Annotated in this window: 16 protein-coding genes; 3 read left to right on the top strand and 13 right to left on the bottom strand. The window is 48.2% G+C overall.

Translation table 11 applies throughout. The annotated features are described in order from the left end of the window. Positions 1-55: 55 nt before the first annotated feature. Both C1H71_RS15425 and C1H71_RS15420 read left to right on the top strand, forming a co-directional pair. Positions 56-664, top strand: coding sequence for a TetR/AcrR family transcriptional regulator (locus C1H71_RS15425; protein WP_130107343.1), 609 nt, complete (start codon positions 56-58; stop codon positions 662-664). A 124-nt stretch (positions 665-788) separates the two neighbouring features. Next, complete coding sequence (locus tag C1H71_RS15420; protein ID WP_130107342.1) at positions 789-1,022, top strand: TIGR02450 family Trp-rich protein; 234 nt, start codon at positions 789-791, stop codon at positions 1,020-1,022. Between the two features lie 218 nt (positions 1,023-1,240). Here C1H71_RS15420 and C1H71_RS15415 read toward each other — a convergent pair whose 3' ends face one another. The 13 genes from C1H71_RS15415 to C1H71_RS15355 form a co-directional block, all read right to left on the bottom strand. Next, positions 1,241-1,975: a substrate-binding periplasmic protein gene (locus C1H71_RS15415; RefSeq protein ID WP_130107341.1), complete on the bottom strand. Its 735-nt coding sequence runs from the start codon at positions 1,973-1,975 to the stop codon at positions 1,241-1,243. 133 nt (positions 1,976-2,108) lie between these two features. After that, the gene (gene sucD / locus C1H71_RS15410) at positions 2,109-2,993 is read right to left on the bottom strand and encodes a succinate--CoA ligase subunit alpha (protein ID WP_130107340.1); all 885 of its coding nucleotides are present in this window, start codon (positions 2,991-2,993) and stop codon (positions 2,109-2,111) included. 33 nt (positions 2,994-3,026) lie between these two features. Continuing rightward, positions 3,027-4,196, bottom strand: a complete 1,170-nt coding sequence (gene sucC, locus C1H71_RS15405) for an ADP-forming succinate--CoA ligase subunit beta (RefSeq protein ID WP_130107339.1) — start codon at positions 4,194-4,196, stop codon at positions 3,027-3,029. Between the two features lie 120 nt (positions 4,197-4,316). After that, positions 4,317-5,753, bottom strand: a complete 1,437-nt coding sequence (gene lpdA, locus C1H71_RS15400; protein ID WP_130107338.1) for a dihydrolipoyl dehydrogenase — start codon at positions 5,751-5,753, stop codon at positions 4,317-4,319. A 128-nt stretch (positions 5,754-5,881) separates the two neighbouring features. Then, positions 5,882-7,111, bottom strand: coding sequence for a 2-oxoglutarate dehydrogenase complex dihydrolipoyllysine-residue succinyltransferase (gene odhB, locus C1H71_RS15395; RefSeq protein WP_130107337.1), 1,230 nt, complete (start codon positions 7,109-7,111; stop codon positions 5,882-5,884). 96 nt (positions 7,112-7,207) lie between these two features. After that, positions 7,208-10,021 carry a 2-oxoglutarate dehydrogenase E1 component gene (locus C1H71_RS15390; RefSeq protein WP_130108258.1) on the bottom strand — a complete coding sequence of 938 codons (2,814 nt, stop codon included), beginning with the start codon at positions 10,019-10,021 and terminating at the stop codon, positions 7,208-7,210. Positions 10,022-10,137: 116 nt separating this feature from the next. Then, a complete protein-coding gene (gene gltA, locus C1H71_RS15385) occupies positions 10,138-11,424 on the bottom strand; it encodes a citrate synthase (RefSeq protein WP_130107336.1) in 1,287 nt (428 codons plus the stop codon). 1 nt (position 11,425) lies between these two features. Next, on the bottom strand, positions 11,426-11,698 hold the full coding sequence (locus tag C1H71_RS15380; RefSeq protein WP_188053344.1) for an FAD assembly factor SdhE: 273 nt from the start codon (positions 11,696-11,698) through the stop codon (positions 11,426-11,428). A gap of 103 nt (positions 11,699-11,801) precedes the next feature. Next, the gene (locus C1H71_RS15375) at positions 11,802-12,497 is read right to left on the bottom strand and encodes a succinate dehydrogenase iron-sulfur subunit (RefSeq protein ID WP_308418315.1); all 696 of its coding nucleotides are present in this window, start codon (positions 12,495-12,497) and stop codon (positions 11,802-11,804) included. A 25-nt stretch (positions 12,498-12,522) separates the two neighbouring features. Next, on the bottom strand, positions 12,523-14,286 hold the full coding sequence (gene sdhA, locus C1H71_RS15370; protein WP_130107334.1) for a succinate dehydrogenase flavoprotein subunit: 1,764 nt from the start codon (positions 14,284-14,286) through the stop codon (positions 12,523-12,525). A gap of 3 nt (positions 14,287-14,289) precedes the next feature. Further along, positions 14,290-14,637 (bottom strand): succinate dehydrogenase, hydrophobic membrane anchor protein, encoded by a 348-nt coding sequence (sdhD, locus tag C1H71_RS15365; protein WP_130107333.1) that lies wholly within the window; start codon positions 14,635-14,637, stop codon positions 14,290-14,292. Continuing rightward, positions 14,631-15,005 (bottom strand): succinate dehydrogenase, cytochrome b556 subunit, encoded by a 375-nt coding sequence (gene sdhC / locus C1H71_RS15360; RefSeq protein WP_130107332.1) that lies wholly within the window; start codon positions 15,003-15,005, stop codon positions 14,631-14,633. Before sdhC ends, sdhD begins: the two co-directional genes overlap by 7 nt. A 119-nt stretch (positions 15,006-15,124) precedes the next feature. Further along, positions 15,125-15,847, bottom strand: a complete 723-nt coding sequence (locus C1H71_RS15355) for a GntR family transcriptional regulator (protein WP_188053342.1) — start codon at positions 15,845-15,847, stop codon at positions 15,125-15,127. 400 nt (positions 15,848-16,247) lie between these two features. Between C1H71_RS15355 and C1H71_RS15350 the strand changes: the two genes are divergently transcribed. Beyond that, positions 16,248-17,231: a malate dehydrogenase gene (locus C1H71_RS15350; protein WP_130107330.1), complete on the top strand. Its 984-nt coding sequence runs from the start codon at positions 16,248-16,250 to the stop codon at positions 17,229-17,231. Positions 17,232-17,299: the final 68 nt, after the last annotated feature.

The following is a 17,299-nucleotide window of genomic DNA, read 5'->3' as shown; positions in this document are numbered from 1 at the left end:
CTAAGATTACTACTAAATCAGAAAAAAATATACCAATTAGTATCGGAATTTACCAATGAGTATTTTAAGTAAGCTAAGTTTCAAAGATCAAGCCTTTAAACTGCGTGAAAGCGCCATCTTGGATGCCACCACAGCGGTACTCAGCACCAAGGGGTTTGATTTAATGACGATGGATGACATCGCTGGCGCTGTGGGTATATCTAAACCCAGCCTCTACAAACACTTCAAATCCAAAGAAGATTTAGTGGGTGAAGCGCTGATTCGCTTGATTGATGGTGCAATTGATTATCTGGCTCAGCTAGATAAGGCGCTCAGCCCAGTGGACAAATTGAGTGCCTTGTTAGAATGGGCATTGCGGGTACGCTTAGAGGGAGGAATGCCCTTTTTGCCATCCACCAGCCCACATGTGCGTGACATGCTAATGCGCAATATGAGTTATGTATTGCGGATAATAAAGCTCAATGGCCAGCTGGAAGCACTGGTGGCCGCGGCGCAAAAAACTGGCAATTTAAATCCAGATCTACCTAGCGATGTGATCTTGTTTAGCTACTACTCTAGAACCTGCGATCCTGCCGCAGAGTTTCTGCAAAAATTCAGCAAAATGCCTCACGATGACATCGTGGCGCATATGCTGAAAGTTGCATTTAATGGCTTAACCCCCTAAACCAAGACTGCAATCTACAAATAAGGGTAGGGGCGATAGGCCACGTTTAATATCTCAATTCAAAAAATTGAACGTGACCTGTTCTGTATTGTGTCCTTGATTAAGCCCAAATGGAGAACAAGCGATGACGCATCCAGCAAGAAGCTGGCATCCAAAAAAACTAGCTAATACCAAGTGGACAGCGCTTGCACCACAGCAACGTGAGAAGCACTTTATTGTTGTCAAAGTTGAGCTCAGTCCCAACGATGTACAGAAAGTAGGGCAAATCACACTGGAAGCAGTAATCAGCAAACGGCATTTCACATTACACTGGAGCGCACTTGAAGATGAAGCGCAATGGCGTGTTGGCTGGCTATAACATGATAATTTGATGTGCTTTTGTGGGGGCATTACCTAAAAATACGACATTAAGATAGTGCTCTATTATTCAATGCACAGAGGCTTATTGACGCCATACAAAAAAAGCGGCATATGTATTTTTAATAAATATATTAAAGGGTAGGACTTTATTCTTTATTTCATAAAAAAACGTAGACGTTTAGATTAATACTGAACATCTAAAAATTAACTCGATGATTAAGGGATCACTCCTTTTTGTTTTGCGTCTTTAATGGCACGATTAAATTCAACTAAAAACGCCTGCATCTTCATTGACTTATGAAAGGCCAGATAAATAGGATCACGGACAAGTGGCTTACTCAAATAAACAAACTGATCGCGCTTATTAAATAAATCAGGATATTTTTTTAACAGCGTATCTAAGCCATTCTCTGCATCATTTACGACAGCACAATCAACCCGATCATAAAGCAGCTTTTTTAAGCGCACATCAAAAGCGTAATTTACATCGACCTGAAACAACTTTGCCGCCAGTGCATTATCAAACGCCTCTCCATAGCTCGCCGCATTGGTGACACTAATGAGCTTACCTTTTAAATCTGCCACCGAGCTAAAAGGAAATTCTTTGCCTTTTTTTACCACTAGGCCAACAATTGATTCATGAAATGGCTCAGAAAAATCAAAAATCTCAAGCCTTGCTTTAGTTTTAGATAAACCAACAATACCTCCTTTACCTTTTTCTGCCATCAAATAAGACCGCTTCCAAGAGGCCATGTCTAATATGACTTTATTGCCACTTATATGCTCATAATGCCTTATCAAGGTAGTGCCAATTCCATCTTCGCGTCCCTGCTCATCACGAAAAGTAACGGGGTGGTAATCATCACCGGCAAAAATAAGCACCTCCTCTGCCCAAAGAGTAGAGCAATAAAATAAACATAAAAATATAAATGAGCCAAGCCTAACTTGCATGATCTATTCCTTATCGAACCCGCACTAGCTTCAGGTTAGCCCATTAAAAACCAACGCGCCTTGTATTACGCCCAATAAAAAACCCCAGAAGTAATTCTGGGGTTTTTTATTGGGCGTTTGATTCTAAAAAGAATTAAATCATGCCTTTAGATTTCAACAACTCAAGCATAGTCGAGCCAAGCTCAGCTGGGCTGCGTGTGTAAGCGATGCCTGCACGCTCAAACGCTGCAAATTTTTCTTCTGCAGTGCCTTTACCGCCAGAGATAATCGCACCAGCGTGGCCCATGCGTTTGCCCTTAGGCGCTGTAACACCAGCGATATAACCCACTACTGGCTTAGTCACGTAGGACTGAGCAAATTCAGCCGCTTCTTCTTCAGCCGAGCCGCCGATTTCGCCGATCATGATGATCGCATCGGTATCAGGATCGTCTTGGAATAAGCGCAATGCGTCGATATGGCTCAAGCCTGGAATTGGATCGCCACCGATACCGATACATGTAGATTGGCCCAAGCCCAGCGCTGTAGTTTGCGCAACTGCTTCGTAAGTCAATGTACCCGAACGGCTTACAATACCGATACGGCCTGGCTGATGGATGTGCCAAGGCATAATACCGATCTTGCATTCGCCAGGAGTGATAATACCCGGGCAGTTAGGGCCGATCAGGCGGATGCCGGCTTCATCAACCGCTTTTTTCACGTACAGCATATCCAGTGTTGGCACGCCTTCGGTGATACATACGATCAGCTGAATACCCGAATCAATCGCTTCCAGAATCGAATCTTTAGCGAACGGAGCCGGTACGTAAATAACGGTCGCATCGGCGTGGGTTTCGCGCATTGCGTCTTTCATGGTGTTGAACACCGGCAGATCAAGGTGACGTGAGCCGCCCTTGCCTGGTGTTACACCGCCAACAACCTTAGTGCCACACTTCAATGCTTGCTCTGCGTGGAATGTACCGTTTTTACCGGTGAAACCTTGCACCAATACTTTGGTGTTTTTATTGACTAAAACGCTCATTATTTTTTCCTTTCAGCGGATGAAATGGCCGAATTAAAGTGCGGCAACAGCAGCAACGATTTTCTCGGCTGCGTCGTTCAAACCTTGAGCCGATGTCAGCTTCAGGCCTGACTCGTTCAGAATCTTAGCGCCCAATTCCGCGTTATTGCCTTCCAAACGCACCACAACCGGCACAGTCACATTTACTTCTTTAACCGCAGCAATAATCGCTTCAGCAATCATGTCGCAACGAACGATACCGCCGAAGATATTGATCAGCACGCCCTTCACCGAATCATCAGCCAAGATCAGCTTGAAGGCCTCGATCACGCGATCTTTAGTTGCACCACCGCCTACATCCAAGAAGTTAGCCGGTTGGCCACCTTTGAGCTTGATGATGTCCATTGTGGCCATTGCAAGGCCAGCGCCGTTTACCATACAACCGATATTGCCTTCCAGCGCAACGTAGTTCAGCTCGAACTCAGAGGCTTTTACTTCGCGCTCGTTTTCTTGCGATTTATCGCGTTGAGCCAGCAATTCTGGCAAGCGATACAGCGCGTTAGAATCAAGACCAACTTTAGCGTCTACGCAGCACAACTCGCCGTTTTCACGCAAAGCCAGTGGGTTGATTTCAAACAGCGCGAAATCATTAGCGATAAATGCCTCAGCCGCACCCAACATCATTTTAGTAAAATGTGCTACTTGCTTGCCTTCTAAACCCAAAGCAAACGCGCAATCACGCGCTTGGAATGGCTGCATGCCAACCAATGGGTCTACAGTTACTTTGATGATTTTTTCTGGGGATTCTTCAGCAACAGTTTCGATCTCAACACCGCCTTCGGTGGAAACCATAAACACCACGCGCTGGCTGGAGCGATCTACAACCGCACCAAGGTATAGCTCGCGCTGAACTGGGTACATATCTTCACAAACCAATACTGAATGCACAGGCTGGCCCGCTGCATCTGTTTGGTACGTCACTAAGTTTTTACCGATCAAGCCTTTAGCAATTTCTGCGGCTTCTTCACGGGATTTAACCACTTTAACGCCACCCGCTTTACCACGGCCACCGGCGTGAACTTGCGCTTTAACCACCGCAAATTTACCCCCCAGTGCGTCATAGGCAGCAGCTGCTTCTTCTGGAGTGTGTGCCAAAATGCCGCGTTGTACTGGTAGACCGTATTTAGCCAATAATTCCTTGGCTTGATATTCATGAAGATTCATCTGAGACCCTTTGTAAGGAGAATGTTGTAGGGTGGGTTAGGCGGTTTTATGCCGTAACCCACCATTAGCGCCATGGTGGGTTACGCCCAAACAGGCTAACCCACCCTACGTATTTACAAATTAAGAATGCAAACCACGCTTATCACATGCTAAAGCCGCTTCGTGCAAGGCTTCAGACAAAGATGGATGAGCATGAACAATACGGGCAATATCTTCTGACGATGCGTTAAATTCCATTGCGACAACCGCTTCAGCAATCAATTCTGAAGCAAATGGACCAACGATATGAACACCTAAAATACGATCGGTGGTCTTATCTGCCAGCATTTTAACAAAACCCTTAGCTTCGCCAAGCGCTAAAGCACGGCCATTGGCGGAGAACAAGAATTGACCTTTCTTGTATTCAACGCCTGCGGCTTTAAGCTGCTCTTCGGTCTGCCCTACCCATGCAATTTCTGGGCTGGTGTAAATCACCCAAGGGATATTGTTAAAGTCGATATGTGGATGCTGGCCTGCGATACGCTCAGCCACGGCCACGCCTTCGTCAGACGCTTTGTGTGCCAGCATCGGGCCACGAACCACATCACCAATCGCCCAAACATGAGGCAGATTGCTTTGGCAATCGTCGTTGACTTCGATCTGGCCGCGCTCGGTTAGCTTCAGGCCAACGGCATCTGCGTTCAGGCCAGATGTGTTTGGCACACGGCCAATGGCCACAACCAACTTGTCAAATACGCTGACTTGCTCGCTACCTGCTACATCTTTCCAGTGCACGGTTACGTCTTTTTTACCGACTTTAATTTCGCCAATTTTAACGCCAGTATTGATAATCAGACCGGTTTCTTTAGTCAGAAATTTCTTGGCTTCACGCGCCACTTGCTCATCGGCTGCGCCTAGGAAAGTAGGCATCGCTTCAAGCACAGTCACTTCACTACCCAAGCGCTTCCAAACCGAGCCCATTTCTAAGCCAATCACGCCAGCGCCAATCACGCCTAGGCGTTTTGGCACAGCAGGAATCGCCAACGCGCCTTCGTTATCCAGCACCAGATGATTATCGATGGTCACGCCTGGCAATTGGCGAACGCTAGAGCCAGTCGCAATAATCACGTGCTTAGCGGTGATTTCTTCAACTGTGCCATCAGCCAGTTTGGCTTCCAACACGTAAGCATCGCCTGCTTTGGCTTTAAACGCGCCTACACCGTGGAAAGACGTCACTTTGTTCTTTTTAAAGAGGTAAGCAATGCCGCCGGTGTTTTTAGTAATGATGTCTTGCTTACGCGCCAACATCTTAGCCACGTCCATTTTCAACGTGCCGGTGGAGATACCGTGATCGCCAAAATGGTGGGCTGCATTGAAGTAATTTTCTGACGATTGCAGCAGTGCTTTAGAAGGGATACAACCCACATTCAAACACGTACCACCCAAGCTCGCCTTGCCGTCTTTGTCTGAAGTGGCATCGATACATGCCGTATTAAAGCCCAGTTGCGAAGAGCGAATCGCCGCCACATAGCCACCAGGGCCGCCGCCGATTACAACAACGTCAAATTCTTTGCTCATGGTTTGGAAACCTTTGAGAAAGAGCAAGGGCGTTATCAACGCCCCGACTCTGTGATTCAATATTTAGCGATATGCCATGGCGGGTTACGCGATAAAGCCGCTAACCCGCCCTACACAATTCACATTAATTAGATATCAAGCAGCAGACGCGCTGGATCTTCGATAACTTCTTTGATAGCAACCAGCGACAATACAGCTTCGCGGCCATCGATGATGCGGTGATCGTAAGACTGAGCCAGATACATCATCGGGCGAATCACCATTTCACCGTTTTCTACCACCACACGCTCTTTCGTTGCGTGCATGCCCAGAATTGCTGATTGTGGTGGATTGATAATCGGTGTCGACATCATCGAGCCAAAAGTGCCACCGTTAGAGATGGTGTAAGTGCCGCCAGTTAGCTCGTCCATACTCAACTTACCGGCTTGAGCACGCTTACCAAAATCAGCGATGGTTTTTTCGATTTCAGCCAAGCTCAATTGATCCGCATTACGAATCACCGGCACCACCAAACCACGCGGGCTACCTACGGCTACCCCAATATCAAAGTAGCCGTGGTAAACGATATCGCTACCATCAACGGATGCATTCACAATTGGGAACTTCTTTAGCGCATGCACAGCCGCTTTTACAAAGAAACCCATAAAGCCCAGCTTCACGCCGTGGTCTTTTTCAAACTTATCTTTGTATTTATTACGCAGATCCATCAACGGCTTCATATTGATTTCGTTGAAGGTGGTCAGGATCGCGTTAGTTTGTTGCGATTCGAGTAAGCGCTCGGCCACACGCGCACGTAAGCGGCTCATCGGTACGCGTTGCTCGGCGCGATCGCCTTGCAGTACGGAAACGGCTGCGGATGCTGGAGCAGGTGCGGCAGCGGGTTTAGCTAGATGATTCTGTACGTCTTCTTTCAATACACGGCCACCGCGGCCTGTGCCGCCAACGTCGTTAGTGTTCACGCCTGCATCAGCCGCCATCTTTTTAGCCGAAGGCATCACTGCCGTGCCAAAACCAATGGCGCCCGCAGAAACACCGGCTTCTTTAGCCGCAGCTTCAACGCGAACTTGTTGCTCGGTCTTTACGATTTCTGGCACAACATTGGCAGGTGCAGCAACGGTGGCTTCGGTATCAATGGTTGCGATCAATTGCAGGCTACCTACAATTGCACCTTCATTTTGCACAATCGACACCAAAACACCAGCTTGTGGCGCAGCGATTTCTAACACCACTTTATCGGTTTCGATATCAATCAATTGCTCATCGCGAGCAACTGCGTCGCCTATTTTTTTCTTCCACTGTAAAAGTGAAGCTTCGGAAACGGATTCTGGTAATTGCGGTACGGTAATTTCGATAATCATTTTGTAACTCCAAGGATCTGGCGAGTAGATCGGGTGGATTAACCACCCTGTTTATCCATTAGATGTCGAATAAGGCGGGTTTTCACCCGCCCTACATTACAGAGTCATTGCTTCTTCAACGAAAGTTTTAAGCTGCGCAGTATGCTTGCTCATATAACCAACCGCTGGCGATGCCGATGAGGTACGGCCTGCATACAGCAGGGTTTGCTTAGGATGCATACACGCTTCTAAGCGATGGCGAATCTGGTGCCATGCGCCTTGGTTGCGTGGTTCTTCCTGTACCCACATCACTTCACGTGCGTTCGGGTATTTTTCGATTTCAGCTTTTAGCTCTTCCGTTGGGAATGGATAAAGCTGCTCAATCCGCACAATCGCGATGTCTTTAATATCACGCTCACTACGGCCAGCCAGCAAGTCGTAATACACCTGACCTGCACACATCAACACGCGCTTCACTTTCTTGGCATCCAAATTGCCCTGATCACCGATCACTGGAAGAAACTCACCATTGGTGAAGTCTTCAATCGGGCTAGAAGCAAACTTCGCCTTCAAGAGCTTTTTGCTCATGATGATAATCAGCGGCTTGCGACTTGGGCGTAACATCTGGCGGCGCAGCGCATGGAACATCTGCGCGGCTTCAGACATCATCAGCACTTGCACATTATGCTCTGCGCACAGCTGGAGATAACGCTCAACGCGAGCTGATGAGTGCTCAGGGCCTTGCCCATCATAGCCGTGTGGCAACATCATGGTTAGGCCACATAAACGGCCCCACTTGGTTTCGCCAGAAGTAATAAACTGATCGATCACCACTTGCGCGCCGTTGGCAAAGTCACCAAACTGCGCCTCCCAAATAGTCAGCTCATCCGGTGCAGAGCAAGCGTAGCCATATTCAAATGCCAATACCGCTTCTTCATTCAGAATCGAATCGATCACGGTGAAGTTAGCTTGCTTTTCTGCCAAGTGTTGCAAGGGCACGTGCACGCCCTGATCCCACTTCTCACGATTTTGATCGTGTAATACCGCATGACGGTGATTAAACGTGCCGCGGCCGCAATCCTCACCAGAGATACGTACAGCGTAGCCTTCGGTTAGTAAGGTAGCGTAGGCCAAGTGCTCAGCCATACCAAAATCAACTGGCTGATCGCCATTGACCATGGCAATACGTTCTCTGATAATTTTTTCTACGTTTGGACGCAGTTTAAAACCATCGGGCACCTTGGTGAATTTCTCAGTTAGGCGCAGCAAATCTGCCTGAGGCACCGCTGAGGCCACAGGATGACGCCAATGCACACCCATATAGCGGGAGAAATCAATCGCGTGCGAGCGTTTGTAATCCGTCAGCGTGGTTTGCTCTACATGCTCGCCACGATCCAGCGCTGCGCGGTAATCTTGGATCAGATTATCCGCTTCGTCCTTAGTCACTACACCTTCAGCAATCAGGCGATCGGCGTATTTCTTACGCGCGCCGGGATGCTGGCCAATCTTTTTGTACATCATTGGCTGCGTTACAAAGGGATCGTCCGCTTCATTGTGACCAAACTTACGAAAGCACACCAAATCCACTACCACATCGCGGTGAAATTTCATGCGGAATTCGAGTGCAGCTTGCATCACCAAAATCACCGCTTCAGGGTCATCGCCATTCACGTGGAAAATCGGCGCTTCAACCATTTTGGCGATATCAGTACAGTAAATCGTCGAGCGGGTATCGCGGGTGTCTGAAGTCGTGAAACCGACTTGGTTATTCACCACCAAATGCACCGTGCCGCCTGTGCCGTAGCCACGGGTATTGGCCAGGTTAAACGTACCTTGGTTGGTACCCAAGCCAATAAAGGCTGAGTCGCCATGAATCAGCACCGGCAGAACTTGCACACCCAGCTTATCGCCACGACGTTGCTGACGCGCACGCACCGAGCCTTCAACCACAGGGTTGACGATCTCAAGGTGGGATGGATTAAACGCAAGGCTTAGGTGGATGGGGCCGCCAGGAGTCGGGATATCAGCCGAAAAACCCATATGATACTTCACGTCACCGGAAGACAAATCGCTGACTGAGCGACCTTCAAATTCGCTAAATAAATCACGCGGCTGTTTGCCTAGCGTATTCACCAGCACATTTAAACGACCACGATGGGCCATACCGATAATCATTTCCTGCACGCCCACCGCACCCGCGCCTTGGATTAAAAAATCCAGTGCGGGGATCATGGAATCGCCACCTTCCAGCGAGAAGCGCTTTTGGCCGACGTATTTTTTATGCAGGTATTGTTCTAGTGTTTCTGCCGCAGTCACTTTTTGCAGTGTGCGTTTTTTTTGCTCGATACCATAGCCAGGTGTTGAGCGACGGGATTCAAACCACTGCTGCACCCACTTGCGCTGTTCTGCATTGGTGATGTGCATATATTCCAAGCCAATACTACCGCAGTAAGTTTGCTTTAAAAATGCAATCACTTCGGCAAGAGTTGCACGCTCCATCCCTGCAATATTGGTACCAAATGTCGTTGCCATATCGGCATCGGTAAAACCATGATGCTTCGCATCTAACTCAGGCAAACGCGCTTGATCCATACGTTGCAAAGGATCAAGGCTTGCTTGGCGCGAGCCCATAATGCGGTAAGCAGAGATCAAGCGCAGCAGATTAACCTGCTTGCGTGTGGCCTCTTCATCGACCGCGCCACCTTGCTGAACATAGCGAGGCTGACGAGTCAGCTGGCGGAAAGATTCCTCGATCGGCGCTCGTGGAATATCACGATCAACCACACCAGGGCTTTGCTGCATCTTATCGAAGTAGGAGCGCCATTCCTGATCAACCAACTGTGGGTCGCTCAGGTACTGCTCGTAAAGCTCCTCAACGAAAGGAGCATTCCCGCCAAAAAGGTGGGAATTAGACCTCAACTCTCTCATCATCGCCGTAATCAAATCCAGTAATTTAGCAGGCTTAACACCATGCAAGACCGCCGTCTCACTAGGAGGCGGCTCAAAACATGTACAACAATGGGCACGGCATGCCGTGCCCTAAGCGATTAACCGCGCTTATCTGCAGGCACGTAGTCACGCTTAGTAGCGCCAGTGTATTGCTGACGCGGACGACCAATCTTCATACCAGGATCGGCAATCATCTCATTCCAGTGGCTGATCCAGCCCACAGTTCGCGCAAGGGCAAAAATCACTGTAAACATCGGCACAGGAATACCCAAGGCAGACTGAACAATACCTGAGTAGAAATCAACGTTCGGGTACAGCTTACGCTCGATAAAATATTTGTCTTCCAGCGCAATTTTTTCCAGAGCCATGGCAAGCTTGAACTTAGGATCGTCTTGTAATCCGAGTTCTTGTAATACTTCGTAGCAAATACGACGCATCACGCTGGCACGTGGATCCATATTTTTGTAAACGCGATGACCAAAGCCCATCAATTTGTGCGTCTTAGCCTTTACACCTTCCATAAAGGCGGGCACGTTCTCAATATCACCAATTTCATCCAACATCAGCAAAACGGCTTCGTTAGCACCGCCGTGTGATGGGCCCCATAGGCAGGCAATACCGGCAGCGATACATGCAAACGGGTTCGCACCAGAAGATCCTGCTAGGCGCACAGTTGAAGTTGACGCGTTTTGCTCGTGGTCTGCGTGCAGAGTGAAAATCACATCCAGTGCGCGAACCAGCACGGGGTTAGGCACATATTGCTCGCACGGTGTCGAGAACATCATGTGCATAAAGTTTGCGGTATAGCTTAGGTCATTACGTGGATAAACAAACGGCAGACCTTGGTTATAGCGGTAGCACATTGCAGCAATGGTCGGGATCTTTGAGATCAGGCGGAACATCGCTACTTTGCGGTGCTCTTCATTATTAATGTCCAAGCTATCTTGGTAGAAAGCAGATAATGCCCCAACCACACCCACCATCATCGCCATAGGATGCGCATCACGGCGGAAACCGTTAAAGAAACGGGTGAGCTGCTCATGAACCATGGTGTGGCTCATCACCGTTTTATTAAAAACTGCACTTTGTTCTGCGGTTGGCAATTCACCATTAATCAGCAGATAGCAAACTTCTAGGTAATCACTTTGTTCTGCGAGCTGCTCAATAGGATAGCCACGATAGTAAAGCTGGCCCAAGTCGCCATCGATAAAGGTGATTTTAGATTCACAGCTTGATGTCGCTAAAAACCCAGGATCGAAAGTAAACATACCGGTCTTGGAGAACGAGCGGATATCGACTACATCAGGCCCAAGTGTGCTTGGTAAAACTGGAAACTCAAGCGTGTCTTTGCCATTGTTGTAAGTCAGTGTGACTTTGTTTTCCATATCAAATAGCTCCAGTGAGTGGTCGTCGTGTGATTTGTGCGCTTCGTACTTGTTCCAGTATCGGTCTTAGCCGCTCGTCTGGACATTCTGTTTTACAATTTAAGTAATCAAGCAGATCATTATCAGACAGCAACAAAAGGTCCTGAAAAAGAATCAAATCGGCTGCAGATAAAGTGGGAAGCACTTCTTTTACAAATCGCTCTAACTGCAGATCGACTTCCAGAAGGCCCCGGCGGGAGCGCCATACGATCCGTTTTAATTCAATTTCATCCATCAGATCTTCCTTGCTATTTTGTAGGGTGAGCACGTTTTACCTTCCTTACGCGGCGCCTTAAAGCACCTCGCGCGGGCACTGTGCCCACCCTACATAGGTCTGATTAGCTCATGCGCTTAATCATTAAATCTTTGATCTTGCCAATTGCCTTAGTTGGATTGAGTTCCTTAGGGCAAACGTCAACGCAATTCATAATGCTGTGGCAACGGAACAATCGATATGGATCTTCCAGATTATCCAGACGCTCGTTGGTTTTCTCATCGCGAGTATCCGCAATAAAACGGTAAGCTGCCAGCAAACCAGCAGGGCCTACAAATTTATCTGGATTCCACCAAAATGACGGGCAAGATGTTGAGCAGCAAGCACACAAGATGCATTCGTACAGGCCATCTAGCTCTTTACGATCTTCCGGTGATTGCAAACGTTCGCGATCAGGCGGTGGATTATCGTTTTGCACATAAGGCTTAATCGAATGATATTGTTTAAAAAACTGTGTCATATCAACGATTAAGTCACGAATCACCGGCAAACCTGGCAGCGGGCGAATTTCTACCGGCTGCTTCAGGCTGGCCATATCGGTAATACAGGCCAAGCCATTTTTGCCATTAATATTCATTGCATCTGAACCGCAAATTCCTTCACGGCAAGAGCGGCGAAAGCTCAGTGTATCGTCTTGTGCTTTTAGGCGAACCAGCCCATCTAACAGCTTTTTATCAGACGGTTCTAGTTCAACATGGTAATCCTGCATGTACGGCTTAGCGTCCACATCAGGGTTGTAGCGATAGAGCTTGAAATGCATCTTCATCGGTTTTCTCCTGATGCTATTAATAGACGCGTTTTTGCGGTGCGATGTAATCGACCGTTAGCGGTTTGGTATGAACTGGCTTGTAAGACAGCGTGCGTGTTTTTCCATCAAACATCGTGTGCTTCATCCACTCATCATGACGATCAGGGAAATCATCGTGCGCATGTGCACCACGACTTTCCTTACGGGCTTCGGCACAAATCAGCGTTGCAACCGCCACTTCGATCAAGTTATCCAGCTCCAGCGCTTCAATTCGCGCGGTGTTAAATACCTTGGATTTGTCTTTAATTTGCGTCAGCTTGGCACGCTCGGCCACGGCTTTGATTTCTTCAACGCCCTTGGCAAGATTCTCAGAGTTGCGGAATACACCGGCACGCAGCTGCACCACTTTTTGCATGGCATTACGTACATCTGCCACTTCTTCGCCACCCGTTTGGTTTTCTAAACGAGCCAGACGCGCCAATGAGAAGGCCGCAGCATCAGCAGGTAATGGACGCAACTCTGGGCGCTCATTTTTAATAAACTCGATAATTGTATTGCCAGCGGCCTTACCAAACACCACCAGATCCAGTAATGAGTTAGTGCCCAAGCGATTTGCGCCGTGCACAGAAGCACAAGCACATTCACCGGCAGCGTAAAAGCCTTTTACGCGCACTTCAGGATCATCGCCCAGCGGAGCCACCACTTCACCCTTATAGTTGGTCGGAATACCGCCCATCTGATAGTGGCAAGTTGGCACAACGGGGATTGGGTCTTTGATTGGATCTACACCAGCAAATTTAATCGCAATCTCACGAATACCAGGCAGGCGCTGCATGATGATGTCTGGACCTAAATGATCCAGCTTCAGCATGACATGGTCTTTTTCTTTACCACAGCCACGCCCTTCCAGAATTTCCAGCGCCATCGCACGGGAAACTACGTCACGGGAAGCCAAATCTTTGGCGTTTGGTGCGTAGCGCTCCATAAAGCGTTCGCCCTCAGAGTTGAGCAAGATGCCGCCTTCGCCGCGCACGCCTTCAGTAATCAATACTCCCGCACCGGCCACACCCGTTGGGTGGAATTGCCAGAATTCCATATCTTCAAGTGGAATACCTGCGCGCACGGTCATGCCGAGGCCATCGCCAGTATTAATAAAGGCGTTGGTAGATGCGGAGAAAATACGCCCCGCGCCGCCGGTAGCAAACAACACGGCCTTGGCGTGGATAATCGACACTTCGCCGGTTTCCATTTCTAAGGCAGTTACACCAACGACTTCACCCTCTTCATCACGAATCAGATCCAGCGCCATCCATTCCACAAAGAACTGAGTATTGGCGCGAACATTGCGCTGATAAAGCGTATGCAGCATGGCGTGGCCAGTACGGTCGGCTGCGGCACAGGCGCGTTGCACCGGTGTTTTACCAAAATCGGCCATGTGACCGCCGAATGGACGCTGATAAATCTTGCCGTTTTCTAAGCGATCAAATGGCATACCGAAGTGCTCAAGCTCAACCACGACTTCAGGTGCCTGACGACACATAAATTCAATCGCGTCTTGGTCCCCAAGCCAGTCCGAACCCTTAACGGTGTCGTACATATGCCATTCCCACTTGTCTTCTTGGACATTACCAAGAGAGGCGGAAATCCCACCCTGCGCCGCAACAGTGTGCGAGCGCGTCGGAAATACTTTAGATAAAACAGCGGTTTTTAGACCGGCTTCAGAGAGCTGCAATGCGGCACGAAGGCCTGCGCCACCTGCACCGACAATGACAGCATCGAATTTACGAATAGGAACGGTCATCGCTTATGCACCCCACACAACTTTAATCATATAAACCAAGCTACCTGCCAGCCATAACAAGGTCAGCACGTGCATCGTTAAACGCAAACCAACATGCTGGAGGTAATCCATCCAGATATCACGCACACCAACCCATGCATGCCACAGCAATGCAAACAGGCTGATGGTGGTCAGTACTTTTACCCAAGTACAGGCGAATAGTTGTTGCCATGCCGCAAAAGAAGCATCTTGTGCAAGCACTAAAAACGCCACGACACCCACGGTGTAAACCAGCATAATCACTGCGGTTATCCGCTGCACTAACCAGTCTTTTAGGCCGTAATGCGCGCCTGTTAATTGACGATTTACCATAACAGGGCTCCAATCAAAACGGTCAGCACTAGGCTTACCAGTAGCACAATTTTTGCCGTGAGGCGGGCTGTTTTCAGCTCAAGGCCCTTATGAATATCTAAGAATAAGAAACGAACACCTGCGCAAACGTGATGCAAAAAAGCCCACAAAATACCCAGCAGTGCAATTTTTACAAGGGGATGTGAAATACAGGATCTAAATGCATCAAAACGCTCGGCGGAGGCCAAAGAGCCCTCTAAAGCGTAGAGCATAAAGGGAATCGCCAAAAACATCAGCGCGCCACTCACGCGATGCAAGATGGAGATAATCCCAGGTAAAGGAAGACGAATCTTCGCGATCTCTAGGTGCTTGGGGCGTGTTTTTTGCATGCGCACTTCCTCTTTAAGTTTTACTTCTGTCAGTGAGTTCAAACTTGTCACCTACAACACTGACCGGTTATTTACAACTTAACTGCAACTCATACTTCGCAGCTCAATTTACAGCTTATTTATGCTTGCTCTGGTGGCGCTTGGAAAGCCCGTTGCTCAGACCTAAACCAAGCCACACTCCAAACCTGCGGTTTACCATCAAAATCTCTTGCTAAACGCACAAGTTGTAACAAAGGTTCGTGCACTTCAACTTGCAATAATCTTGCTTCGGCACTCGCGGCGGGAATCGCACGATAGCGAACCTCACCATCTTTTAAACGCATTCCAAAATCACGCCAGCATAATTCACGCAAATTACCGCGCAACTCACGGATTCTGCGCATTTCCAAATTCGGGAAATTCGCTTCAGGCAAAAACATTTCTTCTAAACCTATCACGGTGCCTGCTACGCGCAATAAACGGCGAACCTGCCACAGCGCCGCACCACGCCTTAATCCTAAAATCTCTGCTAACTGCTCGCCCGCATGAATGCGCACACAGCCGAGCATTTCAATTTTTGGCTTTTCGCCACCGTAACCAGATAAAGGCACAAACAAAGCTTGTGCTAAAAAATCACTGGCATCGCTTACAAAAGTACCTACGCCTTGTCTGCGATATAAAACACCTTCAACGACTAATACATCTAAAGCTTTGCGTACCGTGCCTTGGCTAACACCAAAACGGTGTGCTAAGTCATTTTCGCTCGGCAAACTTTCATCGGCTCCCCACTCACCGGCATCAACTGCCGTTGTGACTGCACGAATAACCTGACGATAGAGGGGTATGGCTGCAAGTTTGCTCATATTTAAGATAGGTTGCTTTTTATCATGTTGTAGCATCATAGTCTACTACAGTCTTATATAAGACAAAAGATACACAACATTATATTTCGTATAGCAGCAAAACGCGCACAAAGCCACCACGTGCGTGATAGACTTTCACTGCTAAGCTTACGCAGTAGCTAAAACACACTACCATCCGTGTAAATACAAGCGTGCAGGATGTAGTCAGCAGATAAATTTATAAAAAAGAAATACGGTTACGCTCTGTTTTGCTCTACAAATAAAGAAAATAATCGGATTCCCTGATTGAATAACTTTTGTAGTAAAAAGTAATCAGCGAGGCTTTTTATTAGATTGACTGCTGAAAATCCCAGCATCGTTCACCGAGGTGCTAACCCCACCCACAACCGGAGTGACCTTCATGAAAAAACCTATTCGCGTTGCCGTTACCGGCGCTGCCGGCCAAATTGGTTATAGCCTTTTATTCCGCATTGCATCTGGTGCAATGCTGGGCCCAGATCAGCCAGTGATCTTGCAATTGCTCGACATCACCCCTTCCCTACCCGCATTAAATGGCGTGGTTATGGAGTTGGATGACTGTGCATTCCCATTATTGCAAGGCATTGTACAAAGCGATGATCCAAAAGTAGCCTTCAAAGATGTGGATATCGCCCTCTTGGTTGGCGCTCGTCCACGTGGCCCGGGGATGGAGCGCAAAGATTTGCTCGAAGCTAACGGTGCTATCTTTACTGCTCAGGGTAAAGCACTGAATGAAGTGGCATCGCGTGACGTGAAAGTACTGGTAGTAGGCAATCCAGCCAACACCAATGCTTACATCGCAATGAAAAATGCTCCGGATTTAAACCCAGCCAACTTCACAGCCATGATGCGTCTGGATCACAACCGTGCTCTGACTCAAATCGCACAAAAAACATCAACAGCCGTAACCGATATCAACAAGATGATCATCTGGGGCAATCACTCTGCTACCCAGTATCCAGATCTATTCCACGCTACAGTGAAAGGCCAAAGCGCTTCTGCTCTGATCAATGATCAAAAGTGGTTAGAAACAGAATTCATCCCTACCGTTCAGCAACGTGGTGCAGCCATTATTAAAGCGCGCGGTTTGTCGTCCGCCGCTTCTGCAGCCAATGCCGCCATTGACCATATCCGTAATTGGGTACTGGGCACAACGGATGGCGATTGGGTGACGATGGGCGTTCCAGCTAATGGCGAATACGGCTATAGCGATTTGATTTTTGGCTACCCAGTCACTTGCAAAGATGGCAAATACACCATTGTTGAAGGCTTGGAAATCAGCGAATTCAGCCGTACCCGCATGGACGTTAGCGCGAAAGAGCTGTCTGAAGAGCGTGATGCAGTGAAGCATTTAATCGGTAATTAATGGCTTAGGAGTACGGCAACGTGCCCCTAAATAAAAAAGGCGAACCCAAAAGGTTCGCCTTTTTTACA

The organism is Iodobacter fluviatilis (assembly GCF_004194535.1).
Classification (GTDB): Bacteria; Pseudomonadota; Gammaproteobacteria; order Burkholderiales; family Chitinibacteraceae; genus Iodobacter; species Iodobacter fluviatilis_A.
The sequence above is the reverse complement of the archived record's forward strand: the minus strand, read 5'-3'. Positions and strand labels throughout refer to the sequence as shown.